The sequence below is a fragment of the Rhodococcus sp. LB1 genome (assembly GCF_001583455.1).
Lineage (GTDB): Bacteria > Actinomycetota > Actinomycetes > Mycobacteriales > Mycobacteriaceae > Rhodococcus_F > Rhodococcus_F opacus.
Genome location: NZ_LTCZ01000168.1, coordinates 1 through 25629 on the forward strand (window position 1 = coordinate 1; position 25629 = coordinate 25629).

Annotated in this window: 23 protein-coding genes and 1 pseudogene; 12 read left to right on the forward strand and 12 right to left on the reverse strand. The window is 65.6% G+C overall.

Annotated elements, in window-relative coordinates:
• From AZG88_RS22665 to AZG88_RS22700, 8 genes are all read left to right on the forward strand, one after another.
• A partial coding sequence (locus AZG88_RS22665) for a LysR substrate-binding domain-containing protein (protein WP_231914137.1) occupies positions 1-509 on the forward strand: 509 nt, incomplete at its 5' end.
• An 81-nt stretch (positions 510-590) separates the two neighbouring features.
• Positions 591-1487, forward strand: a complete 897-nt coding sequence (locus AZG88_RS22670) for a LysR family transcriptional regulator (RefSeq protein WP_061042124.1) — start codon at positions 591-593, stop codon at positions 1485-1487.
• Between the two features lie 323 nt (positions 1488-1810).
• Positions 1811-3277, forward strand: coding sequence for an aldehyde dehydrogenase (locus tag AZG88_RS22675; protein ID WP_061042123.1), 1467 nt, complete (start codon positions 1811-1813; stop codon positions 3275-3277).
• 49 nt (positions 3278-3326) lie between these two features.
• A complete protein-coding gene (locus AZG88_RS22680) occupies positions 3327-4100 on the forward strand; it encodes an N-acyl homoserine lactonase family protein (RefSeq protein ID WP_231914138.1) in 774 nt (257 codons plus the stop codon).
• 54 nt (positions 4101-4154) lie between these two features.
• On the forward strand, positions 4155-5552 hold the full coding sequence (locus AZG88_RS22685) for an MmgE/PrpD family protein (protein ID WP_061042121.1): 1398 nt from the start codon (positions 4155-4157) through the stop codon (positions 5550-5552).
• 165 nt (positions 5553-5717) lie between these two features.
• Entirely contained in the window at positions 5718-7079 is a 1362-nt protein-coding gene (locus AZG88_RS22690; RefSeq protein ID WP_061042139.1) for an SLC13 family permease, read from the forward strand.
• 65 nt (positions 7080-7144) lie between these two features.
• Positions 7145-7594 (forward strand): nuclear transport factor 2 family protein, encoded by a 450-nt coding sequence (locus AZG88_RS22695; RefSeq protein ID WP_061042120.1) that lies wholly within the window; start codon positions 7145-7147, stop codon positions 7592-7594.
• A 341-nt stretch (positions 7595-7935) separates the two neighbouring features.
• Positions 7936-8292 carry a hypothetical protein gene (locus tag AZG88_RS22700; protein WP_061699181.1) on the forward strand — a complete coding sequence of 119 codons (357 nt, stop codon included), beginning with the start codon at positions 7936-7938 and terminating at the stop codon, positions 8290-8292.
• Between the two features lie 55 nt (positions 8293-8347).
• Here the strand turns inward: AZG88_RS22700 and AZG88_RS22705 are convergent, their stop codons facing one another.
• On the reverse strand, positions 8348-8602 hold the full coding sequence (locus tag AZG88_RS22705) for a hypothetical protein (RefSeq protein WP_061042118.1): 255 nt from the start codon (positions 8600-8602) through the stop codon (positions 8348-8350).
• A 313-nt stretch (positions 8603-8915) separates the two neighbouring features.
• Here AZG88_RS22705 and AZG88_RS22710 point away from each other — a divergent pair, with 313 nt between their 5' ends.
• The 3 genes from AZG88_RS22710 to AZG88_RS22720 all read left to right on the forward strand — a co-directional run bounded on the left by AZG88_RS22710 (position 8916) and on the right by AZG88_RS22720 (position 13336).
• Positions 8916-10739 (forward strand): amino acid permease, encoded by a 1824-nt coding sequence (locus AZG88_RS22710; protein ID WP_005250455.1) that lies wholly within the window; start codon positions 8916-8918, stop codon positions 10737-10739.
• Positions 10736-11626 (forward strand): universal stress protein, encoded by an 891-nt coding sequence (locus AZG88_RS22715; protein ID WP_061042117.1) that lies wholly within the window; start codon positions 10736-10738, stop codon positions 11624-11626. The genes AZG88_RS22710 and AZG88_RS22715 overlap by 4 nt, the downstream gene beginning before the upstream one ends.
• A 102-nt stretch (positions 11627-11728) precedes the next feature.
• Positions 11729-13336, forward strand: coding sequence for an SLC13 family permease (locus AZG88_RS22720; protein ID WP_061042116.1), 1608 nt, complete (start codon positions 11729-11731; stop codon positions 13334-13336).
• Positions 13337-13381: 45 nt separating this feature from the next.
• Here the strand turns inward: AZG88_RS22720 and AZG88_RS22725 are convergent, their stop codons facing one another.
• The 11 genes from AZG88_RS22725 to AZG88_RS22775 form a co-directional block, all read right to left on the reverse strand.
• On the reverse strand, positions 13382-14677 hold the full coding sequence (locus tag AZG88_RS22725) for an amidase (protein WP_063819545.1): 1296 nt from the start codon (positions 14675-14677) through the stop codon (positions 13382-13384).
• A 35-nt stretch (positions 14678-14712) separates the two neighbouring features.
• Positions 14713-15660 carry a PDR/VanB family oxidoreductase gene (locus AZG88_RS22730; RefSeq protein ID WP_061042115.1) on the reverse strand — a complete coding sequence of 316 codons (948 nt, stop codon included), beginning with the start codon at positions 15658-15660 and terminating at the stop codon, positions 14713-14715.
• A 10-nt stretch (positions 15661-15670) separates the two neighbouring features.
• Complete coding sequence (locus tag AZG88_RS22735; protein ID WP_061042114.1) at positions 15671-16177, reverse strand: aromatic-ring-hydroxylating dioxygenase subunit beta; 507 nt, start codon at positions 16175-16177, stop codon at positions 15671-15673.
• A complete protein-coding gene (locus tag AZG88_RS22740) occupies positions 16167-17450 on the reverse strand; it encodes an aromatic ring-hydroxylating oxygenase subunit alpha (RefSeq protein ID WP_061042113.1) in 1284 nt (427 codons plus the stop codon). Before AZG88_RS22740 ends, AZG88_RS22735 begins: the two co-directional genes overlap by 11 nt.
• Positions 17447-17752, reverse strand: a complete 306-nt coding sequence (locus tag AZG88_RS22745) for a hypothetical protein (RefSeq protein ID WP_025433407.1) — start codon at positions 17750-17752, stop codon at positions 17447-17449. Before AZG88_RS22745 ends, AZG88_RS22740 begins: the two co-directional genes overlap by 4 nt.
• The gene (locus AZG88_RS22750) at positions 17749-18246 is read right to left on the reverse strand and encodes a nuclear transport factor 2 family protein (protein WP_061042112.1); all 498 of its coding nucleotides are present in this window, start codon (positions 18244-18246) and stop codon (positions 17749-17751) included. Before AZG88_RS22750 ends, AZG88_RS22745 begins: the two co-directional genes overlap by 4 nt.
• A gap of 84 nt (positions 18247-18330) precedes the next feature.
• Positions 18331-19668 carry an MFS transporter gene (locus tag AZG88_RS22755; RefSeq protein ID WP_061042111.1) on the reverse strand — a complete coding sequence of 446 codons (1338 nt, stop codon included), beginning with the start codon at positions 19666-19668 and terminating at the stop codon, positions 18331-18333.
• A 123-nt stretch (positions 19669-19791) separates the two neighbouring features.
• Positions 19792-20550 carry an IclR family transcriptional regulator gene (locus AZG88_RS22760; RefSeq protein ID WP_005250468.1) on the reverse strand — a complete coding sequence of 253 codons (759 nt, stop codon included), beginning with the start codon at positions 20548-20550 and terminating at the stop codon, positions 19792-19794.
• Between the two features lie 2 nt (positions 20551-20552).
• The gene (locus AZG88_RS22765; RefSeq protein WP_061042110.1) at positions 20553-21206 is read right to left on the reverse strand and encodes a TetR/AcrR family transcriptional regulator; all 654 of its coding nucleotides are present in this window, start codon (positions 21204-21206) and stop codon (positions 20553-20555) included.
• 9 nt (positions 21207-21215) lie between these two features.
• Complete coding sequence (locus tag AZG88_RS22770) at positions 21216-23654, reverse strand: glycoside hydrolase family 3 protein (RefSeq protein ID WP_063819544.1); 2439 nt, start codon at positions 23652-23654, stop codon at positions 21216-21218.
• Between the two features lie 3 nt (positions 23655-23657).
• Positions 23658-24926: an MFS transporter gene (locus AZG88_RS22775; protein WP_061042109.1), complete on the reverse strand. Its 1269-nt coding sequence runs from the start codon at positions 24924-24926 to the stop codon at positions 23658-23660.
• A gap of 422 nt (positions 24927-25348) precedes the next feature.
• Between AZG88_RS22775 and AZG88_RS22780 the strand changes: the two are divergent.
• Positions 25349-25629 (forward strand): annotated as a pseudogene (locus AZG88_RS22780) (TauD/TfdA family dioxygenase); the annotation flags it as partial.

Sequence of the window (25629 nt, forward strand, 5' to 3'; positions counted from 1 at the left end):
TTCAGCAAGTCGCGCGCGGCGAAGCGGACCTCGGGGTATTCGCCGCCGCACACGAACTCGATCTCGACGGCGTCGACGTCACGCCCTACCGGCGAGACCGGTTGGTCGCTGTGGTGCCGCTGGGCCACCGGCTCACCGAGCAGTCGGCTGTGACGTTTCAGGAGCTGCTGCCCGAAAACCTGTTCGCGGCACGCGCGATGGTCCCCGCGTTCCGGGCCGCGGCGAACCGGCTGGGCGAGCAATTCGATTCCAAGCACTCCGTACGGAGCGGAGAAGTCGCGATCAGTCTCGTCCAGGCGGGTATGGGTGTCACTGTGCAGCCGGAGTGCCTACTCAGTCACGAAATGACGAGCCGTGTCGCGGTGATGGAATTCGCCGAGCCGTGGGCGGTGCGCAGGATCCACCTCGCCACCGCACACGGGCGAGGCCCGAGCCCCGCGGCGCGCGCACTGGTCAAGCAGCTGCTCGACCGCCCGCACGACGAGTTCGACGACGTGAATTCGTCCTGAGCGAACCGGGGATTTCCCGAGCGTGCGCGTTTGTCATGACGTGGACCGGGTGATCCGACTGATCGGTACTATGCTCCAACCATGCAGTGGCAGGTCGACCTTTTCAGCCTGAGGCTCTTTCTTTCGGCCGTCGAAGAACGTCAGATAGGGCTCGCGGCAGCACGGGAGCATATCGCCCCGTCGACCGCCACGAAGCGAATTCAGGCGCTCGAAGCCATGTTCGGCCTCCCTCTCCTGCACCGGGCACGAACAGGCGTGGCGCCTACCGAGGCGGGTGCGGTCCTGGCCCGGTACGCGCAGAAAATGCTCGCCGACTTCGACGATCTGCACTCGGAACTGACCACCCTCACCGCGCAGGTGGAGGATCGACTGGTGGTCGCCGCGGCGCACTCGGTGATCATCGATCTCCTGGCGCCGGCGGTCCGAATGTTCATCAACGAGCGTCCGTTCGTCGAGCTGTCGCTGCGCGAGGTGGACAACAGCGAAGTGATTCGCCAGATCGAAGCCGGGGACTGCGATATCGGTGTGTTCGCCAGCGTCGGCGAACCGCAGTGCGCCGCCGCCGAGATGGAACTCCTCGGCAGCGAGCCTCTCGTTGCCGTACTGCCACGAGAACACCGTCTCGCACATCGGAGTTCCGTGAGATTCGGCGAACTTGCCACCGAGGGGCTGATCGCAACACACACGACGGTGTCGATCTTCCAGGCTCACGGAGCAGAAGCCCGCGATCTCCGACATGTGGTGCGCACGGGTGAGGTGGCACTCGGTATGGTCCGGGCCGGCCTGGGAGCCACGGTTGTCCCGCAGCGAATGGCTGCCCAGGCAACAGACTCCGAGATGCTGGTGCGGCCGCTGGACGAGAGTTGGGCGGTGCGACGCATCAACGTCGCCACGACGACGCGGATGTTGGGTGCCCCGACGGTCGCCGCTTTCCTCGGGTGCTTGATCAGACAGGTGCCGCGGACGTCCGCAGAGTAGATTTACGCCGCAGCCATCGGCGAGCCATGCTCTGAGCTGCACACTTCGACGCCCGCGAAGGGACCTTGCCGAATCGCCAATTGACTGTCGTGATCAGCCGTTCGATAGTTGTGGAGGCGTAGGTCACAACAGGTCGGGTTTGTGAATTGAACCTGATCGCCGTGCGAAAGTATCTGACGGCCGAAGGTGAATCACAGTGCGGCAGACGAATTCCGGGCCCTTCTTCATCGTCGGTGACTGGCAGAACGTGGCGGTGAGCTGCGCCAGGCCGCATGGCGGATAGAGCAGTCGTCTTCAATCCAACAATTGGCAGGAGTTACGTCATGGTGTGGCAGGGCAACTACACGAGCTTGTTCATCGGTGGGGAGTGGGTTGAACCCGCCACCGATGACACCATTGGAGTCGTGTCGCCGTTCACGGAACAGGCGCTAGCCCGGATTCCCGCTGGTTCGGGGGCGGACGTCGACCGCGCGGTACGTGCTGCGCGTGAGGCTTTCGACCACGGCCCGTGGCCGCGCATGAGCCTGTCGGAGCGTATGGATGTGGTCCGCAGATTCGGCAAAACGATCACCGAGAATCGCGAATCGATCGCGGCGTTGATCACGGACGAGATGGGCTGTCCGATCACGCAGACGGTCGCATCCCAGTCCGGCGCCGCCATTGCGTTGATCGATACCAACCTCGAACTCGTCGAGCAGTACCGGTGGCGGACCGTGCGCCGTTCGAACACCGGCAACGCGCTCGTCACCCGTGTGCCGATCGGAGTGGTCGCGGCGGTTGTGCCGTGGAACGCACCACTGTCGGTCGCGATGCTCAAGCTCGTCCCCGCACTACTGTCAGGCTGCACTGTCATCCTGAAGCCGTCCCCCGAGGCTCCGCTGAGTTCCTACCTTCTCGCGGAAATGGTTCAGGCCGCGGGCTTCCCGGCCGGCGTGATGAGCATCGTCACCGCCGACCGGGCCGAGAGTGAATACCTCGTCACCCACCCCGGCGTGAACAAGGTGTCGTTCACCGGTTCGACCCTCGCCGGCCGACGCATAGCGTCGTTGTGTGGCAACGACCTCCGGCGCTACACACTCGAACTGGGCGGGAAGTCCGCCGCGATCGTCCTCGACGACGCCGACCTCGATGGTGCGGTGCAGTCCCTCCGGACGCAGTCGTTCCGTTACAACGGTCAGGCATGCACGAACAAGACGCGGATCATCGTGTCGCGGCGTCGCGAGAAGGACCTGACCGACCGGCTGGCGGCCATGGTCGAGGATCTTCGCGTAGGTGATCCCTTCGACGAGTCGACGGAGATCGGCCCCCTCGTGAGCCTGCAACATCGCGAGCGCGTCGAAGGCTACATCGCCGCGGGTCGGGAGGAAGGCGCAACCGTCGTCGTCGGCGGTGGCCGCCCCGCCGAGTTCCAGCGCGGCATGTTCGTCGAACCGACGCTGTTCACCAACGTCACCCCCGACATGAAGATCGCGCAGGAGGAAATCTTCGGTCCGGTCGTGGGCGTCCTCGTCGTCGACGACGAGGAAGAGGCGATCGCCGTCGCGAACGACTCGGCATACGGGCTCAGCGGTGCCGTCTACGGCGCGGATCCTGACCACGCACTCGCGGTCGCCCGGCGGATCCAGACCGGCACCGTCGAGATCAACGGGAACAGCGCCGGCTTCCACGCCCCGTTCGGTGGATTCAAACACAGCGGGATCGGCCGCGAGGCCGGCCTCGAAGGATTCGACGCGTTCGTCGAGCTGAAGTCCTACGGCATCTCCGCGGAGGTCGCCGACACCCTCGGCTGACATGGCCGTCGCCCACTCTCTTGTCCCGCAACCTCGAAAGGTTATGTCCATGACGGCAAATCGACTCTGGCCCCTGGCCGGAGCATCCATCACACTCGACAGTGGCTTGATCACCATGGGCCACCACGGAACGCTCTCGGTCCCGATTCCGTCCTTCCTCATCGAGCACGATCGGGGCCTGGTCCTCTTCGACACCGGCCTGGCCCCGGAGGCGTGGAACGACCCCCGCTCGGTGTACGGCGACCTGGTCGATGTGTTCGCCCTCGACTGCCCGCCGGGGAACACCCTGGAACTGCAGCTCCAGAAGTGCGGTTTCGAGCTCTCCGACATCACTCACGTCGTCATCTCCCACTCCCACTTCGACCACACCGGAGGCATGTACCTCTTCCCGGAGGCCGAGTTCTACATGTCGGAAGTGGATCTGCGCTACGCATTCTGGCCGGACCCGCCCTACCGCGGCTTCTACCGGACGCAGGATCTCGAGCTGACACGGTCGTTCAAGTGGAATCCGCTGCGTGAGGACTACGACCTGTTCGGCGACGGAAGCCTCGTCATCTACCAAACTCCGGGGCATACCCCCGGCGAGGTCAGCCTGTTGGTCAAGCTCCCGTCGCGGTCGTTCCTGATCACCGGCGACTCGGTTCATCTCCGCTCCGGTCTGGAATCGGAATGCCCGTGCCCGGTGGACGTCAATGCGATTCAGACCGTGCAATCCATCCAGCGGATCAAGCAGATCAGTGCGAGCCTGCAGGCCGAGATCTGGGTGTTGCACGACCCGGACGACTGGGAACGGCTCGGCAATGTCGAAGGCGGCTACAAGTGACGACGCCGCGCCAGCCAATTCTTCGTCTCGGGGGCGTAGTAGTGAGAGAGAGTAATGAACACGACCAAGAATGAGTCCGGATTCGCCGGTCTCACAGCGCGACTGGCGGATCACGTCGCCCACGTGGCGAACTCGCCATTGACTGAAGAGGACGTCGAAGCGGTCCGACGGTTGTTCCTCGACGGTTTCGTCGTCTCGCTGTGGGGGAGCACCCGTCCCGCGGCCAAGCAGATCGCCGAGTGGTCGCGCAGGTTTGCGGGCACCGGGAACAGTGTCGTGCTCGGCGGTGACTGGACCACCGAGGCGTCCACCGCTGCTCTGGTCCACGGCACCGCGGGGCACAGCTACGAACTCGACGACACGCATGACGTGACGACGAGCCACCCGGGTTGCGTGATCATTCCGGCAGCGCTTGCCGTCGCCGCGGAGACGAACGCGTCGCAGTCGGAACTGTTCCGCGCAGTCGCCGCCGGCTACGAAGCCATGGCGCTGATCGGCACGACTGCCGGCGGGTTGGAGACGGTTCACCGCGGATTCCACCCCACCTCCGTCTTCGGATCGTTCGGTGCTGCGGCGGCGGTGTTGAGCCTTCGGGCATACCGGAACAAGCAGCCCGTCGATCCCGGCGTCCTCGTGACCGCCTGGGGTCATGCCCTCTCCCAAGCCAGCGGTTCCATGCAGTTCTCGGTCGAGCCGACCGGGGGCGAGGTGAAACGCGTGCACGCCGGACTGGGCGCCCGCAACGGTGTTCTCGCAGCAGACTTCGCGATGCTGCCCGATGTGACGGCACCGCAGCTGTCGGTCGAGGGAACCTACGGCGCCGCCGCCAGCTTCGGCGGGCCGCTACGCGACGTCACGCCGGACGAAAAACTGCAGATTCACCTAATCAGCTTCAAGCCCTATTCGTGCTGCCGGCTGTTCCACTCGACGATCGACGCCCTGCGGGAGGTGACCGACGACTTCAGCGCCTCCACCGACGGCATCGAGGAGGTTCTCGTCACCGGGCCCCAGCTCATCGCCGACCAGCACATGACCAAGGCCGAGTCCACGATGACGGCACAGTACAGCTGCCCGTACATCGTCGGAGCCACGCTCGCCTACGGACCCACCCGATACGACGCCTACGGCGAGGCCTTCCTCGACGACGAACGAATCCTGCGTATCGCCGGCAAGGTCCGGTTCGAAGTCGATCCCGACCTCGAGGAGAAGTACTACCCACAGCACTTCGCGACCGGCGTGCGCATGCGTTTCACCGACGGCAGCACCAGGTCGGCGACAGTGGTCGACAGCGTCGGCACGGCGCAACACCCCATGACCAAGGAGCAGATCATCGCCAAGGGCGACGGGCTTGCATCTCAGGGCAACTTTCCGACCGGGGACGAACTGGCGGCCGTGATCTGGGACGACGCCAACGGCGGCGTCGAGCTGGCCAAGGCCCTGGTTTCACGGTAGCCGACGCCGGCACCATTCGGCGGCAGCGAGGCGCGCAACGGAGCGCTGGCACCGTGTCCGCGGGCCTGCCGAAACACACGTTTCTCCACCGAGAAGCCTTGCTGTAGAACACGATTTCTTGATGCGCGCTTGGTGCTCCACCACATGGTCCTGGAAGGACTGGGTATGATCTACGCAATTTCCGTTCTCGTCCTGGCGGCGATCTTCACGGTCGCCACCGTCACGCCGGTCAACATGGGCATCCTCGCGTTCGCCGCGGCATTCATCGTGGGTGCCTGGGTTTCCGACATCCCTATCGAGGACGTGGTCGACGCCTTCCCCGCGGGAGCCTTCCTCATCGTCGGCGGCATCACCCTCCTGTTTGCGATCGCGAAGGCAAACGGCACCCTCGACTACATCATGGACAGATGTCTGCACCTCGTCCGCGGCAGACGCTGGGCCATCGTGTGGATGCTGTTCGCACTGTCCGGTCTGCTCATGTCGATGGGGGCCGTCCTGGCGGTGGGAATGCTCGCCCCGATCGCGATGCCCCTTGCCGCCAGAAACCGCATCAATCCCTTCCTGATGGGCATGATGATCACGCACGGGGGATTGGCCTGTGTATTCTCTCCGATCAATCTGTATGGCGCGCTCGTCACCGGAATCATGAAATCCGCTGGCCTGCCGACAAATCCGGGCGTCATCTTCCTGGTGCCGTTCGTGCTGAATCTGGCGATCGGTGTGGTGCTCTTCCTGGTCTTCGGTCGTGACCTCATTCGCGGCGGACGCCGCGGCGACGACGTAACAGCCTCGGCTGGACCGATCGGCGGGATCGGTGCGGGGACACTGTCGTCCCCGTCCCCCGCATCCGACGGCTCGGGTGTCTCGACCGCAGTGTTGAGTCGGAGCGCGACCGGCACTGCCGTCGAGGCAGCACCCCCGCGGCCCCGGCTGGACCGCTACCAGGGCGCGACCCTGGCCGGAATCCTCTTCCTGGCCGTGGGTTCGGTCGGGTTCGGAATCGACATCGGTGTCAGTGCAATCTGTGTGAGTGCCGCGTTGCTGCTGATGGCGCCCAAGTCGCACCCGAAGATCGTGGACAACGTGGCGTGGCCGGCGGTGGTCCTGGTCTGCGGAATGCTCACTTACATGACAGTTCTGACCCAGAATGGAACTTTGGACTTCCTGGGCAACACCGTCTCCGCGGCGGTAGCTCCTCTGTTCACTGCGCTGATCCTCTGCTACGCGGTCGGCATCCTCTCGGCGTTCGCGTCGTCGACGGCGACGATCGGCATCGCCTTGCCGCTCGCGATGCCGCTGCTTCTCGGCGGTGAGGTAGGCGTCCTGGGCTTCGTCGCCGCAATCGTCTTCTCGGCGACTGTTGTCGACGTGAGTCCCTTCTCCCTGCACGGAGTCATGATTCTGGCGAATGCAGAAGTCGAGGACAAGATTCGATTCCAGCGAAAAATGCTTGCCTACTGTGGAATCGTCGTGCTGTTCGCTCCCCTCATCGTGTGGGCGCTCGTCGTCGTGCCCACCTCCGTCTAGCGGATCGCGCAGGTTGGTGCTGTGTGCAGTTGCCCGAACCGACGAATCCAAAGAGAAGGAGCGACATGACAGAACAAGCAGTTACCCCGCAGGAGAGAATCCAGTGGGTGATCGACATCGAAGAAATCAAGATGTTGATGTCGAAGTACTGCCACGGCATCGACAAGCAGGACGAAGAGACGTTCATGAGCATCTGGTCCGACGACGCGGACTATGTGCTACCCCGAGGCGAGGGGCAAGGGATCGACGGAATCCGCGCACTGGTGCACAAAGTATGGGATCAGGTGCCAAAAAGCCACCACCACATCACCAATCCGATAATCGACATCGACGGTGACACCGCGGGTGCGAAAACCGACGTCTTCTACTTCCGGCTCACCGACGACGGCGTCAACCAACTGTTGTCGGGTGGCTATGCGCTGGAATTCGTCCGGCGCGAAGGCGAATGGAGGACGCGCCGAATGGAGTTCAGCCCGTTCGTCTCCACCAGCCCGATCTTCGCCACGAACGTATAGGTCGCCGCGGTCGCCTAGCGGGGACCGACCTCCGCACCACCGGTCAGGCACGTCCGAGCTCGCGAGCGGTGCGCCACGGTGGACATATCGTCGCCGATTGCCTCCCCGCCCCGCACGCGCTGACGGCAGACTCGTCACTAGTTCGGGGTCGGCCGGGCGGGCGGAGCTCCACCGGATGAAGGCCGCGGCCGCCGTCAGTGGAACGGACGTGCCTGGCTTCTTCCGAGGCGAATCCGACGGCTTCGCGAAAATGGTCGAGCAGGCCGGTCGGCTTCTCGGCTGACATTCTGCCGCGCATCACGCCGTCGATCGGTTTCGAATGGGCACCCGAACCGTATGCCTTGCGTTCCTATCTCCGGTCCCTCGAACTCGTTCGAGGTCTTCCCGATACCGCACTACTGCCTTCTCATGGCCCCGCCACCTCCAGCACCCACGATCGAGTCGACGAACTTCTCCACCACCGCCGTGAGCGGCTCGACGAAGTTTGTGAGCACATCGCCGCCGGGGCGACCACTGCCTACCAAGTGGCCACGTCCATGCCATGGACCCGCCGAAGACGGCAACTCGACGAACTGCCACCCGAGCACCAACTGTCCGCCGTCATGGAGATCAGCGCCCACCTCGACGTACTCACGCTTCACGGCAAGCTGAACCAGAGTGACGGCACCACGACGCGTCATTACACGCTCTCCCGCTGATCGGCTACGTGGCAACCGGTCTGAGTTGGTCAATGCCCGAGCGCGCCCGACCGGCTCAGGGGAACCATTTCCACGGCTTGTCCCAGTGGCCGGGTGGCGGCACGAACGGCAGCTGCCCCAATTGGCCCGGCGGTGGGATGAACGGCAGGTGTCCCAGCTGTCCAGGTGGCGGAACCACGTCGGGTACCGAGATACCGGGAATCGATTGTGGCCACGGATCAGCATTTGCCGTGCCGGCGCCGAGCCCCAGTGCGCTGAAGCCCAACGCACCGGCGATCACGGCTCCCGCCACGGTCTTCTTCGAATTCATCGTGAACTCCTTCTGCGGCTGCTCTACTTCGTTCCGTGGAGAGGGCGCGCCGGTTGCACCCTTCTATTGTGCGCACTTCTGGGGGCGCTGTCGCCTGCCCGGGCGGACGTTCCGGTGAGCTCACGCGCAGCGCGCACCTGGATCCACCTGTCCGATCCCGCTCGCCGGACGGACGCTGCGGCTTACGATTGAGATTCAAGCCCTGCGGCTCATTCCCTCTGGTCGCGTGCCCAGCCGAGTACATCCCACGGAATCCGACAGCCGGTCTCGCCCCAGAGCGAGTAGCCGGTGCGTCGAGTATCGGAGGGATGCAATGAGTGCAACACCCACCTTGAAGAAGGCGCTGAGCCAGCGGCAGCTGACGATGATTGCGATCGGCGGGGTGATCGGCGCAGGCCTGTTCGTCGGCTCGGGCGTCGTCATCGGCGACACCGGTCCGGGGGCCTTCATTACCTATGGGCTTGCCGGGGTCCTGATCATCATGGTCATGCGGATGCTGGCCGAGATGGCGGTGGCCAACCCGTCGACCGGATCGTTCGCCGATTATGCCCGCGCCGCGTTGGGCAACTGGGCCGGCTTCTCCGTCGGCTGGTTGTACTGGTACTTCTGGGTGATCGTCGTCGGTTTCGAGGCGATCGCCGGCGCGACGATCATCCAGTACTGGATCGACATCCCGTTGTGGTTGTCGGCGTTGGTTCTGATGATTCTGATGACGGCAACGAATCTGTTCTCGGTGTCGTCGTTCGGCGAGTTCGAATTCTGGTTCGCCGGCATCAAGGTGGCCGCGATCGTGGTGTTCATCGGGCTGGGCGCGCTGTTCGTGTTGGGGGTGTGGCCGAACAAATCGCTCGATTTCTCGAACCTGTGGAGCCATGACGGGTTCCTGCCATTCGGCGCCATGGCCATTACCGTCGGTGTGGTCACGGTGATCTTCTCCATGGTCGGCGCCGAAATCGCGACGATCGCCGCCGCGGAGTCGGCGGATCCGGAGCGGGCGGTGACCAAGGCCGCGAACTCGGTGATCGTGCGGATCGCCGTATTCTTCGTCGGCTCGACGTTCCTGCTGGCGACGATCCTGCCGTGGAACGACGAGGATGCGGCCGCGTCCCCCTTCGTCGCCGCGTTCACCGAAATGGGTATTCCGTACGCCGACCACATCATGAACGCCGTGGTGTTGACGGCGGTGCTGAGCTGTCTCAACTCGGGGATGTACACCGCCTCCCGCATGTTGTTCGTGCTCGCTGCGCGCCGGGAGGCACCCGCACAGCTGGTCAGGGTGACGCGTCGAGGGGTGCCTGCCATTGCGATCCTCGCGTCCTCGGTGGTCGGTTTTCTGTGTGTCATCGCCGCGGCCGTCTCACCGGACACCGTCTTCGTTTTCCTACTGAACTCCAGCGGTGCGGTCATCCTGTTCGTGTACCTGCTCATCGCCGTCTCCCAGATCGTGCTGCGGTACCGCACCCCGGACTCGGAGCTTCGGGTCAAGATGTGGCTGTTCCCGGTGTTGTCGATCATCACCGCGGCCGCGATCGTGGGGATCCTGGTGCAGATGTATCTGCAGGACGACGTGCGGTCGCAACTGATGCTGAGCCTGTTGTCGTGGGCCGTCGTCATCGTGCTCTTCCTCGCCAACAAGTGGTTCGTGGGCCGGCGACCCGTCGTGGAAGGGGTCGCGGCGACGACACGACCGCACCGCGTGCTGGTGCTCGCGAACCAGACCGTGCAGTCCAAGGAAATGCTCGACGAGCTTCGTCGCATCGACGCGGATCGGGATGCCACCTACTTCGTGGTCGTGCCGGCCAGTCCGATCGAGACCGGAACTGCCGCCACCCACGGTCCACTCGACGTCGCGGAAGCGACCCGAGAGGTCGCACAACAGCGGTTGGACGACACACTGGCGACACTTCGCGCGGAGAACCTCGAAGCCGACGGCGAGTTGGGCGACTACCGGCCGCTGCGGGCGCTGGCCGCCGCCGTCGACTCGTTCCGTCCGGATCAGATCGTCATCTCGACACTGCCACCCGAAGAGTCGGTGTGGCACCGCTTCGACGTCGTGGACCGCGCACGCGCCGAGCACAGCGTGCCAGTGACGCACGTCGTCGTCACCCCGGTCGCCGCAGGGAGAGCCCCCCGATGACGATCATCGCCGGCTTCAGCTCGAGCCGTCAGGGCACCGCACCCCTCAACCTGGCGGTACAGATATCACGCTGGACCGGCGACAAGGTTGTGGCCGCGGCGATCGTGGAACGGCCGTGGCCGGCGAAGGACGACCCCATCGAACGCGAATACCTGGGCTACGTCACCGAGCAGGCTTCGCAGGCACTGGACAGGGTGGTCGGCCAGCTGCCCGGGGGCCTGGACATTCCCCGCCTCGTCCACCAATCCGATTCCATTCCAACAGGGTTGATCGAACTCGTCACCGCCCACGACGCGCGTCTCGTCGTTGTCGGGTCGTCGTCGTCCGGGTTGCTGGGCAGGGTGACGCTGGGCAGCGTCACCGAACGGCTGGTCCACACCGCGGCAGTGCCCGTCGCGATCGCTCCGCGCGGCTACCCGCCGGTGCCGGAGTCCATCCGGCGGATCACGGTCGCGTACGGAGGCGAGGCCGACGTCAACGGCCTCGTTGCTGCCACCGCCGAACTGGCCAGGCAGTGGCCGGTGCAGCTGCGGATCGTGTCGTTCACGGTGCGGCCGATGACGATGTTCGGCGGCGCGATCGAGCGATCGACGGAGGACCTCGTCGTACAACAGTGGGCACGCCGGACGCGCGACGATATCGTCAAGCAACTCAATGCAGTTCGCGCCCGAATCCCGGTTTCCGACGTGGATGTCGTGGTCGGCAGCGGCCACGACTGGCGCGAAGCGGTGGAGGCCGTCTCCTGGGAAGCCGGCGACATGCTGGCGCTGGGTTCGGGCGCGGCCGGACCCGCGGCCCACGTATTCCTCGGCTCGGCCGCCTCGAAGATTCTGCGTCACGCTCCGGTGCCCGTGCTGATCGTTCCCAGAAACAAGGTGACGGCCTAGGCGTCGTTTGCGCCCATCCGGGAGAAAACATGCCGTGAAACGACTAGCCCGCTCGTTCATGGGTACTACTTCCGTACCGAACCGTGTAGCAGGGGAGGGACCATGACAGCCGAGAACGAGGGTCACCGCACCGACGTCGACAAGGCGCTGCTCGGGCACGCCACCTATCGCAGTCTCGGTGAACAGCAGCTCTCACCCGCGGAGGAGCGGTTCGAGAAGGGGCGCCGTACCATCGGGCTGTTTCTGGCGCCGCTGATCACGATCGTCTTCCTCGCCCTGCCGATCGACATACCGCCCAACCAGCAGACATTGGCCGGCGTGCTGCTCGGCGTCATCGTGCTGTGGGTGACCGAGGCGGTGCCGATCCCGATCGGCGGGCTGCTCGGGGTGGCGATCGTGGTGTTTCTGGGCGTGGCGCCGGCCGACGAAGTTCTCGCCGCGTTCGGGTCGTCGACGATCTTCACGTTCATCGGAGCGTTCATCCTCGCCCAGGCGATGCTCAAACACGGCGTCGCACGGCGCTTCGCGTTTCGGATCCTGACCCTGCCGCGTGTCGGCCAGTCCACCACCGGCGTGATCGTCGCGTTCGGCGCGATCACGTGCGGGCTCTCGGCGTTCGTATCCAACACCGCGACCGTGGCCATGCTGCTGCCCACCGCCCTGGGCATCCTCGGCGTCATCGCGAAACTCATGCAGCGCCGCGGCGTCGTCGCCGAGGACTTCGACCCGTTGCGTCTCCGGGTGGGTGCCGCGATCATGCTGATGCTCGCGTACAGCGCAAGCGTGGGCGGCCTGCTGACACCGGTCGGGAGCCCACCCAACCTCATCGGACGCGGGCTCATCGAGGAGGCCACGGGGGAGCGGATCAGCTTCGGGCAATGGATGGCGATGGCCATCCCGATCTGCCTGCTGATGTTCATCGCGCTCGCCATCATCCTGCTGCGCATCAACAAACCGGAGATCCGGCGCATCGAAGGCGTCGCCGACTACCTGGCGGAGCAGCGGGCAGAGATGGGTCCCCTGTCGCGTGCGGAGAAGAACACGCTCATCGCGTTCGGAGTCACGGTGACGCTGTGGATCCTGCCCGGTGTCGTCGCGGTGATCGCCGGCAACGACTCGGATCTCTACGGCACGATCAGCGACCGACTCGACGAGGGCATGGTCGCGGTCTTCGGGGCGGCGTTGCTCTACCTTCTGCCGACCGATTGGGAGAATCGGGAGTTCACGCTGACCTGGCGGGACGCAGCAGAGATCGACTGGGGCACGATCGTGCTGTTCGGCAGCGGCATCATCTTCGGCGCACTGCTCGCCGACACCGGACTGGCCGAGACGATCGGCACCTCCGTCGCGGACTCACTGGGCCTGACGAGCGTCGTCGCCATCACCGCGTTCGCGGTGCTGCTGGCCATCGCAGTATCGGAGACGACGAGCAACACGGCGTCGGCGGCGGTCGTGGTGCCGATCGTGATCCCGGTGGCGTTGGCGGCCGGGGTCAACCCCTTCGTGCCTGCGCTCGCGGCCACGTTCGCCGCCTCGTTCGGCTTCATGCTGCCGGTCTCGACGCCGCAGAACGCCGTGGTCTACGGCTCCGGAGCCGTCCGGATCACCACGATGATCCGAAGCGGAATAACCTTCGACATCGTCGGCGCGATCCTGATCATCGTCTTCCTGCCCTTGATGATCGCCGTGGTCGGCCTCGGCGGTGGGTGAACAGGCGGGGTAGTCGGGGGCAGTCGTCGAGGCCGACTTGGCGGATCAAGTCGCGGATGTCACCTCGTGACCGCGACGACCGGTCTCTTCGATGCCGCTCCCGAGGGCCAAGAGTCGCTCCACGCGACTCGGGTGCCCGATGAGCTGGATGCCGAGCGGCATGCCCTGCCCGTCGAGGCGACCGGGGACCGTCAGGGCAGGAAGCCCCAGCAGTTGCCAGGGTCGGCTCAGAATGGGAGACCCGGTAGCGGACAGTCCTTCGGGTGCCGCGCCGGGTGCGGCGGGGCCGATGATGGCGTCGACGTCCGTGAGCAAGGTCAGTATCGCCGATCGTGCCCGTCCAGCCACGGCGAGAGCATCCTGGTAGTCGCGGTCGGTGATACTCCGGCCCTGCGTGAGGAGATCGTTGAGCGGTGCGCTCAGTTGTGTCGGATGCCGTCCTTCGGACGCCAGTGCGCGGCTTGCCTCGTACGCCATGACCGTGCCGTGTGCTTCGACGAGGCGAGGTGTCAGTGCAGGCCAGTCGAAGTCGACGAGTTCGGCGCCTTCGGCGACGGCCGCCTCGACGGTGTGTCTCACCGCCGTCTGCATGTCGTCGGAGATGTCGACGAGTTCGATGCCGGACCACGCCGCGAGTCGGGGACGCTCCAGATTCCGTACCGGATCGGCGAGCCGGTCGGAGCCCGTCAATGCCAGGTAGGCGAGTCGGACGTCCGTGACACTGCGGGTGAGAATCCCGGCCGCGTCGAGGGTGTGGGACAGGCCGGCGAATCCGGTGGTGTCGAGCGGTCCGCCGACCGGAGCGACCAGTCCCGCGACGCCGCAATAGGAGGCGGGCCGGGTCAGCGAACCGGCGGTCTGGCTGCCGAGGGCCAGGGGGACCACGCCGGCTGCGACCGCGGCCGCGGATCCACTCGACGAGCCGCCCGGGGTGTGCGAGAGCCGGTTCGGGTTCCGCGTGGGTCCGGGGGCGAAGTAGGCGAATTCGGTGGTGACCGTCTTGCCCAGCGGGATCGCTCCGAGTTCCCGGAGTCGGGCGACGAGGGGCGCGTCGTCGTCGGCCACCCGGCCTCGCCGCAACGGTGATCCGCATTCGGTGGGGAGGCCGCGCACGTCGATGATGTCCTTGACTCCGAAAGGAATTCCATGGAGAGGACTTTTTCGAACCGTACTGTCGAGGCGCCGGGCGGCCTCCAGCGCCCGTGCTCGGTCGACGCGGACCCAGGCCCGGATATCGGGTTCCGTGCGGTCGACCCGCTCGAGTGCATCGGCCACCACCTCGCTCGGGCGCAATTCGTCAGAAGTCACGCTCGTAGTGAGAGCGGACAGGCTGGTGTCCATCGGGGCTCTCCTCGGAATCCGTCGGTGGGCGGTCGTCATAGTTCCAGTACCAACCGTGCGGTCTTCGCCCGCGACACGCAGGTGGCGATCTGGTCGCCGGACTCTTTCTCTTTGCGAGTCAGGCAGTTGTCGCGGTGGTCCGGCACACCGTCGAGCACGGTCAGCACGCAGGTACCGCAGATGCCCTCCCGGCACGACGTGTCGACGTCGATGCCCGCGTCTCCGAGGACCTCGACGATGCTTCGCCCGGACGGGATGGCGAACACCTCACCGGTGTCGAGTTCGACTTCGAACTCGCCGCCTTCGTGCGTGGTCGGCTCGAGAGGCTGGAAGTGCTCGATGTGGACCTGATCGTCCGGCAGCGATCGGGTGGCCACCTCGACGACACGCTGCATGAACTCCTTTGGACCGCAGGAGTAGACGTGTGCTCCGGGTTCGGCACCGGCGAGAATCGACTCGAGGACGTCGGGCTGCTCGCTTCGGTCGATTCCGAAATGGAACTCGACCGAGGAGGCGAACCCCTCATCCTCGAGTACCCGAACGAACGCCGCTTGCTCCCGCCGGGATGCGAAGTAATGCAACCGGTACGGCACGCCGTCGGTAGACAGCTGGTAGGCCATGCTCAGGAGAGGGGTGATACCGATGCCGGCCGCCACCAGGACGTGGGTGTCGGCTTCCGGGGCGAGGGCGAACAGGTTCCGCGGTTCGCTGATCGTGAGTTCGTCGCCCACTGCAACCTGGTCGTGCAGTGCCGCGGACCCGCCGCGGGAGCAGTCCTCCCGCTTGACCGCGATCTGATAGCTGTCGGTGCGATGGGGTGGGCCGCACAGTGAGTACTGGCGCGTGATTCCGCCCGGGCCCGTGACGTCCACGTGGGCTCCCGCCGCGTATGACGCGAAGGGAGCGCCGTTGCTGCGACGCAATGAAAAACGCTTGACCGAAGCGGTTTCGGTCGTGATGTCGGTAACCGTCACTGTGATCATCGTCGCTCTCCTACAGCAGGAATCCGGACGCGTTCACGGCGCCCGTAGAGTTGATCAGCCGGACGACCTTCTCCTCGATGAGTGGCTCGACCCCGTCGACCCGGATGCGGTGGGTCACGTCCGCGCCGAGCACGAATGTCTCCTCCCGCCGGTAGCCCACCAGCACCTGTGCCGAACTCAATTCGACGGTCTCGTCGTCGCGGTGCTGGACCACGAACCGGGAGAGTGTCCGCACCGTTCGCGCGGCGGCGGTCGCCGAGATCGAATAACCGGACGTCAGCCGCTCGATCCGCATCCTCCGCATGCGGTCGTCGTCGTAGACCATGTTCAGCGCGGACGCGAAGTCCTCGGTGTCCGGATCGATGGGGATCACATACCGGCTGCCGGGCGCCCACAACCGGTCCCACTCCCGGTACTCCTTGCGGTCCAGCAGGTGCGCTTCGCGCCAGATCAGTTCGATCGCCGGAGCGATCCGCGGATCGGAGAGTTGCACGGCCTCATAGGTTTCAACGGACATCGGTCATCATCGCCTTCCACATCGTGTACGCCTCGCGCATGCCGGTCTCGTCGGTGGCGTGTGAGACGCGACCCTTCAATTCGTCCTGCTCCCGCCCCAGCCCGCGGTTCACCATGATCGGCAGTCCCGGTCCGGCGGCGGCGCCGCGCTGGACTCGGTCCCAGGCCTCGGAGTCGTCAGTGGTGCCGAACCCGAACGGGCCCTGGAAGTGCTCGTGGATTCGCAGCCGCTCACGGTTGACGACCTCCGGTGCACCGTCCAAACCGAGCGCCAGGTGTCGAATTTCGGTCTCGGTCACCGAGACCGGTTGCAGCACACGGAAGAACGACATCGACATCGCCACGTTCGGAAACAGGTTCAGATTGAACCCGGCGCCGTGCATCGAGCGCACGATTCGCCGCACCTTCGCCGGTTCGAACTCCTTCGACAGTTCCTCGACGATGTGGCCGAAGCGTTCCTGCAGTTGTTCGGTGCCGTCGTCCTCGTCGAGGTCGACATGCTCGGGCACCATGATCATGACGCTGTGTCCGTTGCCGAGCGAATGTGTGAGCGCCTTGTCGTCGGTCATGAAAGACAGCATGTCGGCGGTTTCCTCGTCCACCGAGGACATCCAGGACCGGTGCACGATCGGGAAGTGATACCCGTCGGTGGTGTTCTCGAGCTGGATCTTCCAGTTGCCGTTGAACCGGAACTTGTGCTCGCCCTGCACCTTGATCGGATACCCGGCCCCCTGCTTCGTGAACAGGTCGATCCACTGCTTGGCCGGTCCCAGAAACTCTGCCAGGGGTTCCACGTCGTGGTTGAAGCTCGCGAAAATCATGCCCGCATAGCTGTCCACCTGTAGTCGGTGCAGTGGAAAGTCCTTCTTCTCCAGAACTTCCTCGTAGCCGTCCGGGTACGGGATGCCGCGCAGCTTCCCGTCCAGTGCGTACGACCACGCGTGGTACGGGCACGTGAATCCGTTGGCGTTGCCCCGAGGGACCTCGCACAGACTCGCGCCGCGGTGTCGGCAACGGTTCAGCAGCACGTTGATTCCGCCGCGGCGGTCGCGCGTGACGATTACCGGCTGCCTGCCGACCATCGCGGTCTTGAAGTCACCGGCATCGGGGATCTCGCTCTCGTGGGCCACCCACACCCAGGTTCGGTTGAAGATGCGATCCATCTCGAGTTCGAACAGTTCGGGGTCGGTGTAGAGGGAGACATCCACGCGGTCGCTGTGCACGAGCCCGGCGATGTCGGTGCCACTGGGGTCAATCGAGGTTGGTGTGTTCATGTCGTAACTTCCTCTGAGTTGTCAGGTTCGGGGCGTTCGTCCCATTCGGCTCGGGCGCTCCAGTAGTCACTGCCGTCGGCCCGGATGCCGTGCTGCCACTCGGTGATTCGGCGCAACGTGGGTTCGACGGACGCGCACGCGGCGTCCGCGCCGTCGGGGCCTTCCTCGGGAGTTCCCCAATGGACCCAGTTCAGTTCTCGGCCTTCGCGGTCGTGCAGAAACAGGTCCACGTGGTACCAGCCGTAGTAGCGGATGTCCCGGTAGCAGGTGAGGAGCATCGTTCGGCCGTCCTGCGCGGTCATCGCGTGGTCGCCTCCTGGACGTGGGCGGCCGTCGCCGGTGCCAGGTCGGTGTCGAAGACACGTTCGGTGCGGAACCGGGAGATCCGGGCTCTGCTGCCGTCGATCCGGAAGGTCACGTTGAGCCTGGCCACGACGAGTTCGGTTGCACCGGAATGGAACCGGGACAACTGCTGCATCAGCCACCTGCCGTCGACCTCGTCGCCGTCGAGGGTCGTCGTGCCCTGGTGAAGCAGGTGGACGTTGGACAGGAAGTTCCCGTGCGGGGGTAAGTGGGCAGAGAGCATCGTCGCGATCGCCTCGGCGCCCGTCGTCTGTCCGAACTTTTCGGTGTAGAGAGGACCGACGCCCTCCCACACGGCGTCCGGCGTGAACAGGTCGTCGAGCCGACCGGTCACGGCCGGTGGTCGGGGGACGTCGCAGAGTTCCAGGTAGCGGGTCAGCACTTCGTGTGCCAGGCGCTCTGGTGACGGTGAGACGGCACTGGTGATGGGCATGCTTCTTCGGCCTCCTTTCGAGGATGGTGTGCCGGTGCGGGCGAGTGGTGTGGTGATTCCTGGTGAGAATGGTCCGAGGGCAGATCAGCCCGTCCGGACCTCGGTGTCGGCCTCTGCTGTGTCTGCACGGTCGTGCTCGTCGATGTCTTTCGCGTTGGTCTCGGGCGCGGCCGCGACGGACACGACGGTGATGACACCCATGCCGATCAGGAACAGGGCGATCGGCCACGATGCTCCTGCCCACGCGAACAGGGCAGTTGCGATGATGGGGGAGAACCCGCCGGCGACAACCGACGCGAGCTCATGTCCCAGGGCGACTCCGCTGTAGCGCACGCGGCTGTCGAACAGCTCGGTGAAGAATGCCGGTTGGGTGCCGATCATCGCCCCGTGGCAGATCACGACCGCCACGAGCACAGCCAGGAATACCAGTACCGGATTGCCCGAATCGAACAGCGCGAAGAACGGGTAGGCCCAGGCGATCATCGCGATCGCGCCACCCAGATACACCGGACGGCGTCCGACACGGTCGGACAGCGCTCCCCACGCAGGCATCGCGAACGACTCGATCAACATCCCCACTACGACTGCGGCCAGGACGAGCCCGCTGTCCAGCCCGATCTTGGCCGCGTAGGCAAGACTGAATGTGAGGAATACATACATCGCGCCGTTCTCTGCGATGCGCGCACCGAACGTGATCAGAACCGACTTCCGGTGGCTGCGGAGCACCTCGAGAATCGGCGGCCTCGCGGGCTTGGTGGCCGCAGCGCTCTGCCGGGCCACCGGTGTCTCCATGACCCGGAGCCGGATCAGCAGACCCACGGCGGTGAGCACGATGCCGGCCAGGAAGGGGATCCGCCATCCCCACGCGAGGAAGGCTTCCGTGGTGGTCGTCGTCTGGACCAATGCGTACACCGACGCGGAGAGCACGAACCCCAGCCCGACGCCCGTCTGGCTCCACGCCGAGTAGAAACCGCGGCGGTGGCTCGGAGCCTGCTCGCTGACGATGAGTACGCCGCCGCCCCACTCTCCGCCCACGGCGATGCCCTGCACGATGCGCAGCACTATCAGCAGTACCGCCGCCCACACTCCGATGGAATGGTAGGTCGGCAGGACGCCGATCAGGAATGTCGCCACTCCCATGATCATCAGAGTGACCACCAGCATCGATTTTCGGCCGACCCGGTCGCCGAAATGACCGAAGATCACGCCACCCAACGGTCTGGCGAGAAACCCTGCCGCGTTCGTTCCGAAGGCGGCGATCGTGCCGACCAAGGGATCGAAAGTGGGGAAGAACAGTGTGTTGAAGACGAGCGCCGCAGCGGTGCCGTAGAGGAAGAAGTCGTACCACTCCAATGCGCTGCCGACCAGGCTCGCGATCGCCGCCGTGCGTACCTGACGCGGCGTACGCTGCGTTCCTGTCATAGGGGTCCTCCATGGGCCGTTGTCGAGATCGGTGGCTGTGGTTCAGCTGCACGGAGTGTTCACGACGGATTCACTCGAGAGAATGCGATCGGTCCGGTGCTCGGACCGAAAAGTCAGCGACGGTCAGTTGTTTACATGTTCGAAATCCCGGGTGAGAGCGGCAGCTGCCGCTGTGACCACGGGAGCGAGACGCGAGACTTGTATGCGGTCGATCGGACCGACCACGGTCAACGTCGCCACGGCGACACCGTGCGAGAGGACCGGTGCCGCGACGGCCCCGTAGCCGACGACGAGTTCCTGCCGATCCACGGCAAAGCCTTGCCGCCGCACCTGGTCCAGCTCGGCGGTCAGCCGTGCCGGATCCGCGATGGTCCACCGGGTACGGCGCGGCAGTGTCGACGCCATGACACGCTCGCGGATCGCCGCGTCACCGAAGGCGAGCAGCGCCTTACCGGATGCCCCGCAGTGGAATGGAACCCGGCCCTCGACCTGGGTGAAGGTGACACCGCCCCCACGCTGACTGAAGTACTTCTCGGCGAAGAGGACCGCCTGATCGCCGGGAAAGGCGAGCACCACCGTCTCCCGGGTGGTGAGCGCCAGGTCCTCGAGGTAGCGCGCCGCGATCAGTCGCAGGTCTCTGGTCCGCGGTACGCGCTGGCCGAGCTCGAAGAGCAACGATCCCAGCTCGTAACGGCGGCCGTGCCGGTTCAGCAGACCGACCTCGACCATTTCCGTGGCTACCCGATGGACTGTCGTCTTGGCGAGCTGGGTCCGTCGCGCCAGTTCCGACAGTCCGAGCACCGGCGCGCCGGTGTCGAAGGCGTCCAGGATTCTCCGCACCTTCCGCAGTAATGATTCGCCTTCCGGCTCGGTCGTTGCCACAGCTACCCTTCTCGCTCGGGCGCGGTACCCCAGCGGGCGTGGAGTTCGGCCATGTACGCACCGAACTCCTCGACCATGGACACCCGGCCTGGATGCAGCAGCCACTGCTGTTGCAGCCCGTCCACCAGTGCGATCGTGCGGTGAGCCAGGACGAGGCCTGGGGCGTCGGCTCGAATGTCACCGCGGGCCTGGCCGACACGGACGGCATCCGTCAGCCACGCCTCCATTCCGGCGTAGTGATCCTTGATCCACGTGTGAGCGGGATGCCCCACCTCTACCGCCTCCGCGGACAGTCGGACGAAGAGGCCGACCAGCTGCGGTCGCGTCGAGTTGCGCGCCACCAACGCCTCGAGCGCGTCGAACGCGTCCCAGCCCAGCGGCGCCTCGCCGTCCTCGTTGGTGAGGAACACGCCGTCCTCGGCGTCGCGCTCCTCGAGGACGGCCGAGAGCAGCGCCACCTTGCTCGGAAAGTGATGCAGCAGACCGGATTGAGACAGCCCGCTCTCCGCCGCCACCTTCGCGATCGACGTGCCCTTGAAGCCCGAGGTGGCAAAGAGTTCCAGTGCCGTGCGCACTGCCTTGGCCCGCGACACCTCGCCGGACAACTCACGCTGCGACTTCGCGCGCGCTGTGTGATAACTGGGTGGAAAGGACATGTACGCTCCCTATCGTTGTCCGGCTACGGGCAGGGTGACCCGGATGTCGCCGAGGCCACGAGCGATCAGCACTTCGCCGGTGAGCGGTAACGGCTGCCACCCACCTCGGTGCCACCGACGCAGTACCCGCCCATCGATGGGTACTTCGACCGAGACGGCCTGTCCTGGCTCGACGTCGACGCCGGCCCATCCGATGAGCCGCACGGGATCACCGTCCGGTCGCCAGTACGCCTGGACGACCTCATGTCCGGCTCGGGAGCCGGCATTGGTCACCTCCACCGTCACCGCGCGAATCGCATCGTCGACGGTCAAATTCGCTTCGCCGTAAGCCCATTCCGTGTAGCCCAGTCCGTGTCCGAACCAGAACAAGGGCTCGGCCTGCCAGCCGCGGTACCCCACGGCGCTGCCCTCGCTGTACGGCAGTTCGCCGTGCACCGGTACCGGCGACCAGGCCGGGCCGTCCCCGTCCCGTGCCGGGAAGGTGGTGACGAGTCGACCGGCGGGTTCCACCTCGCCGGTCAGGACCGCTGCCACCGCAGCCCCCGCCTCCTGGCCGGGCAGCCCGGCCCACAGCACTGCGTCCACCCGATCCAGCCACGGCATCAGCACCGGTGTCGCCGCGTTGACCACGACAACGGTGTGTTGCGCCACGGCCGCGACCGCGGCGACCAGGGCGTCCTGCTCTCCGGGAAGGGCGAGGGTGATCTTGTCGACCTCCTCGGTCTCCTGCTCCGGGGTGAGTCCGACAACCACCACCGCGACATCGGCGTTGCGCGCTGCCCGCGTGGCGGCGCTGATCGCAACCGCGGGAGGTTTCGTCGCCACGCGAGCAGCCAGTCCGAGGACCGGTCCGCCCGGTGCGGCCGTCGCGACCGCGGTGATCGTCGCGCCAGGTTCCAGATCGAGGACCACGGTGCGGTACGGCAGTCGCAACACTTCACCTGCGTCGTCGACGCGGTCCAGGTGAACCCGTTCGAAGTGGCCCGGCGCCGCGAATGCCCAGTCCCCACGGCCGCGCACGCCGACTTGCATACGCGTCGCCTGCTCCACGACGACCTCGGCGGTGAGTTCGATTGTGGCGGCCGACTTCAACCACGGGCTCTCCCGCAGGGAGACCTCGCTCCAGTCGACGTACCGCGACTCGATCACCTCGCCCCGGGCGTCGCGAGTGGTGACGCGCATACCGAACTCGCCCGTCTCCGGGTCGCGCAGGGAGTGCTGGGCGGCGGCCAGCGGATCCGTGCTGATCTCGACTCCGTCGACGACGGATACCCGGGCCGCGCCGAGAGCCTCCACGATGCCGTCCGCGATGCTGATCGCATGGGGTGGCCGCACCTGCGACGAACCGGCGCCCTGCACAACGGTTTCCGTCGCGTGCCGTCCGATGAGTGCGACGGTGCCCTCGGTCGTCAGCGGGAGGGTCGACTGTCGGTTGACGAGCACGGTCATACCACGGGCGGCCAGATTCCGGAGAGCCTCGCGCCGGCTTGGACTGTCAGGTGCGGGCACAGTGGACAGCCACTCCCGCTCCGAGCCGAGCGCGCCGACCCGCCCTGCCAATCTCAGTAGCCGGCGCACGTGCTCGTCGACCGTCGTCTCCGCCACTTCGCCGGCTCGGACTGCGGCGACGAGGGCGTCACCCCACGGACCCGCGGGGCCTGGCATCGAGAGGTCCAGTCCGGCGTTGGCGCTGTCGGCGGTCGAGCCGGTGGCGTACCAGTCGGACATGACCAGCCCGTCGTATCCCCACTCGCCCTTCAGAACTCCCTCGATGAGCGCGGTGTTCGCGGTGGCGGGAACGCCGTTGATGTCGTTGTAGGCGGCCATGATCGCCCAGGGGTTCGCGTCGGCGACCGCCATCTCGAACGGCAGGAGATACACCTCGCGCAAGGTCCGCTCGTCCACGACGGAGTTCACGGTCTTGCGGTCGGTCTCCGACTCGTTGGCAACGAAATGTTTCAGAGTTGCCCCGATGCCGTTGTCCTGCAGTCCTTTGATGTATGCCGAGGCGAGCGCCCCGGTCAGCAACGGGTCCTCGCTGAACGACTCGAACAGTCGTCCGGCCAGGGGGGTGCGATGCAGATTGACCGTCGGGCCGAGCACGACATGGACGTGCTGCGCGCCCGCCTCCTCGGCGAGCAGCGCCCCGACGTCCTCCGCGACCGCTGTGTCCCATTGCTGGGCAAGCAAGGTGGCGTTGGGTAGCAGGCAGGCGATGCGCCCGCCGGTGAAGCGCTCGCCGCGTACGCCGGTCGGCCCGTCGGAGAGTACGACCTCGGCGAGTTCTACCGTCGGGTCCGGGTACAGGGTGAAGTTCGTTGCGCCCGTCAGCAACCGGACCTTGGACCCGAGATCCAGAGTCGCGATCGCCTTGTCGATTCGCGTCTCCAGATCGTGGCGGGTGCTCGTGGAAGCGTCGTCGGCAAGCGGATTCCGAGTGTTCACCATCGCCTAGCGCACCTTTCTGATCGGGAGAATGAGGAGCGCACCCACCGCGCAGGCGGCGGCGGCAGTGCTCAACAACAGGTCGTAGTTGTGCCCGCCGATCCCGATCAGCAAGGCGCCGATTCCGGGAGCGAGGGTCTGCGGCAGGACGTTGGCCATGTTGAGCACACCCAGGTTCTTCGCCGAGTCGTCGAGTCCGGGCAGGACGTCGATGACCAGCGCGAGGTCGACACCCATGTAGATGCCGAAACCGAGCCCGAGCACCACTTCGGCAACGTAGAAACCAGCAGCGGTGTGGGCTTGGGTGAGCATCACCAACCCGATGCCGAAGATCAGGCACGCGGTGATGACGAACGGCTTGCGTCTGCCCACCCTGTCCGAGAGCCAGCCGGCGACCTGCCCCGCCGCCGCGAGCGTGATGGTGTAGAGCAGCACACCGGTGGCCATCACCGCGGTCGCTCGGGCGATCGACAGCCCCAGCTCGTGCTGCATATACAGCAGGCGGTACGTCATGAACAGGTACAACGCCATCGTGATCATGAAGCGTGACGACCAGGCGTAGGCGAAGTCGGGGTAGCGACGCGGCGAGAGCCAGAACGTCTTCAGTACCGCACGGAAACCTTCGCTCGGTGGGCGCTCGAGAAGCGGCTTGTCGGGCAGCAGGAGGAGGAACGGCAGGAGGAACACGACGCCGATCACGGCCGGTATCAGGAACATCAGCAGCATGTTCGCCACCAGGAACTGGGCCGCGTAGGCGGCACCGAGCTTGCTGCTCTGCTGCATGACACCGATGAGACCGCTCACCCTGCCGCGCTGTTGCGGTGGTATCTGGTCGGCGATGGATGCCATCAGCGCGGCCTGCGCCGCGTTGGCGAACGCCTGCGCCGCGAACCAGGCAATCGCGATTCCGATGATGCTGGGCACGAGAGCAAGGATGAGTTCGCTCACGGCGAGGCCGACGATCCCTATGAGAAGCCAGGGCCGGCGGCGGCCGAACCGCCCGGTCGTCCGGTCGCTGATCCGGCCGAAGATGGGATTCGCCAGAAACGCGGCGAGGGCGCCGATGCTGCTGACCGCACCGAACACGGCGATCACGTTGTCCGTGCCGACGAGCGATTGCACCTTGATCGTCAGGCTCGCGGTCACTGGGGTGAGCAGTGCGATGGACAGACCGAACTGGGCCAGCGCCATGGACCCGACGAGTTTCGGCGTGGCTTTCTCGGTCGGTGGGGAGATGACGGCGGCGACGGGTACTGCTTCGCCTGTCGTGGTCATGGGTCCTCCTTCAGCACCCACGCAGCGGCGTGGGCGGAGAGATGAGTGTGACAGACCGAGTACTCGGTCTGCATGTTGGAGCGAGACTGCTGTGGCCCTTGGTGGGGGGTGTGAAGACTGTGGCGAGGGCGTGAACGGAAATCAAACGCAATGGTCCGCTGTGCGGGCCGGGGCTCCGGATGCAATCAATCTTTAACAGATCGGACACCAAGGGCGGCCCACACAAGGGGCGTACACCGGAAGATGCACTCTGTCGTTACAGCCCCGGCAGTTCGTTCCGGGTGACGTTTTGGCTCCCCTAGGGTGCCTGGTGTGCGTGGCGGCACGACCACATTCTTGAAACCGATCACGACGATCCCGGTCTCGAACGACCGGCATCACGGGGTACATATCCCAGTCGGGTTTTCGGAATGGAGGAATGGATGTCGCCGAATTGTCATGTCGTTTCTGCGGGTGTGGGAACGGTGGAAGGCCGTCTCGACCGGTCCCGGCTGGAGGAGGACGGCTACGTCGTCGTCCACGACGTACCCGACCGCACCGCTGCAGCGGAAGTGGTTGGCTCGCTGGGTGATCTGGTCCCGCAATACAACGGTCTGCTCACCCACGAGGTGACGCACCGTCCCGGCAACGATCATCGGGCGTACTCGCAGAGCGCGAACACGATTCTGGCGCACACCGAGGCCCCGGGCTGGGATCCCAGCCC

What these genes read in the sequence shown, in the direction of transcription:
- AZG88_RS22670 (WP_061042124.1), top strand. Translation starts at nt 591, where the DNA reads ATGCAGTGGCAGGTCGACCTTTTCAGCCTGAGGCTCTTTCTTTCGGCC.
- AZG88_RS22675 (WP_061042123.1), top strand. Translation starts at nt 1,811, where the DNA reads ATGGTGTGGCAGGGCAACTACACGAGCTTGTTCATCGGTGGGGAGTGG.
- AZG88_RS22680 (WP_231914138.1), top strand. Translation starts at nt 3,327, where the DNA reads ATGACGGCAAATCGACTCTGGCCCCTGGCCGGAGCATCCATCACACTC.
- AZG88_RS22685 (WP_061042121.1), top strand. Translation starts at nt 4,155, where the DNA reads ATGAACACGACCAAGAATGAGTCCGGATTCGCCGGTCTCACAGCGCGA.
- AZG88_RS22690 (WP_061042139.1), top strand. Translation starts at nt 5,718, where the DNA reads ATGATCTACGCAATTTCCGTTCTCGTCCTGGCGGCGATCTTCACGGTC.
- AZG88_RS22695 (WP_061042120.1), top strand. Translation starts at nt 7,145, where the DNA reads ATGACAGAACAAGCAGTTACCCCGCAGGAGAGAATCCAGTGGGTGATC.
- AZG88_RS22705 (WP_061042118.1), bottom strand. Translation starts at nt 8,602, where the DNA reads ATGAATTCGAAGAAGACCGTGGCGGGAGCCGTGATCGCCGGTGCGTTG.
- AZG88_RS22710 (WP_005250455.1), top strand. Translation starts at nt 8,916, where the DNA reads ATGAGTGCAACACCCACCTTGAAGAAGGCGCTGAGCCAGCGGCAGCTG.
- AZG88_RS22715 (WP_061042117.1), top strand. Translation starts at nt 10,736, where the DNA reads ATGACGATCATCGCCGGCTTCAGCTCGAGCCGTCAGGGCACCGCACCC.
- AZG88_RS22720 (WP_061042116.1), top strand. Translation starts at nt 11,729, where the DNA reads ATGACAGCCGAGAACGAGGGTCACCGCACCGACGTCGACAAGGCGCTG.
- AZG88_RS22725 (WP_063819545.1), bottom strand. Translation starts at nt 14,677, where the DNA reads ATGGACACCAGCCTGTCCGCTCTCACTACGAGCGTGACTTCTGACGAA.
- AZG88_RS22730 (WP_061042115.1), bottom strand. Translation starts at nt 15,660, where the DNA reads ATGATCACAGTGACGGTTACCGACATCACGACCGAAACCGCTTCGGTC.
- AZG88_RS22735 (WP_061042114.1), bottom strand. Translation starts at nt 16,177, where the DNA reads ATGTCCGTTGAAACCTATGAGGCCGTGCAACTCTCCGATCCGCGGATC.
- AZG88_RS22740 (WP_061042113.1), bottom strand. Translation starts at nt 17,450, where the DNA reads ATGAACACACCAACCTCGATTGACCCCAGTGGCACCGACATCGCCGGG.
- AZG88_RS22745 (WP_025433407.1), bottom strand. Translation starts at nt 17,752, where the DNA reads ATGACCGCGCAGGACGGCCGAACGATGCTCCTCACCTGCTACCGGGAC.
- AZG88_RS22750 (WP_061042112.1), bottom strand. Translation starts at nt 18,246, where the DNA reads ATGCCCATCACCAGTGCCGTCTCACCGTCACCAGAGCGCCTGGCACAC.
- AZG88_RS22755 (WP_061042111.1), bottom strand. Translation starts at nt 19,668, where the DNA reads ATGACAGGAACGCAGCGTACGCCGCGTCAGGTACGCACGGCGGCGATC.
- AZG88_RS22765 (WP_061042110.1), bottom strand. Translation starts at nt 21,206, where the DNA reads ATGTCCTTTCCACCCAGTTATCACACAGCGCGCGCGAAGTCGCAGCGT.
- AZG88_RS22770 (WP_063819544.1), bottom strand. Translation starts at nt 23,654, where the DNA reads ATGGTGAACACTCGGAATCCGCTTGCCGACGACGCTTCCACGAGCACC.
- AZG88_RS22775 (WP_061042109.1), bottom strand. Translation starts at nt 24,926, where the DNA reads ATGACCACGACAGGCGAAGCAGTACCCGTCGCCGCCGTCATCTCCCCA.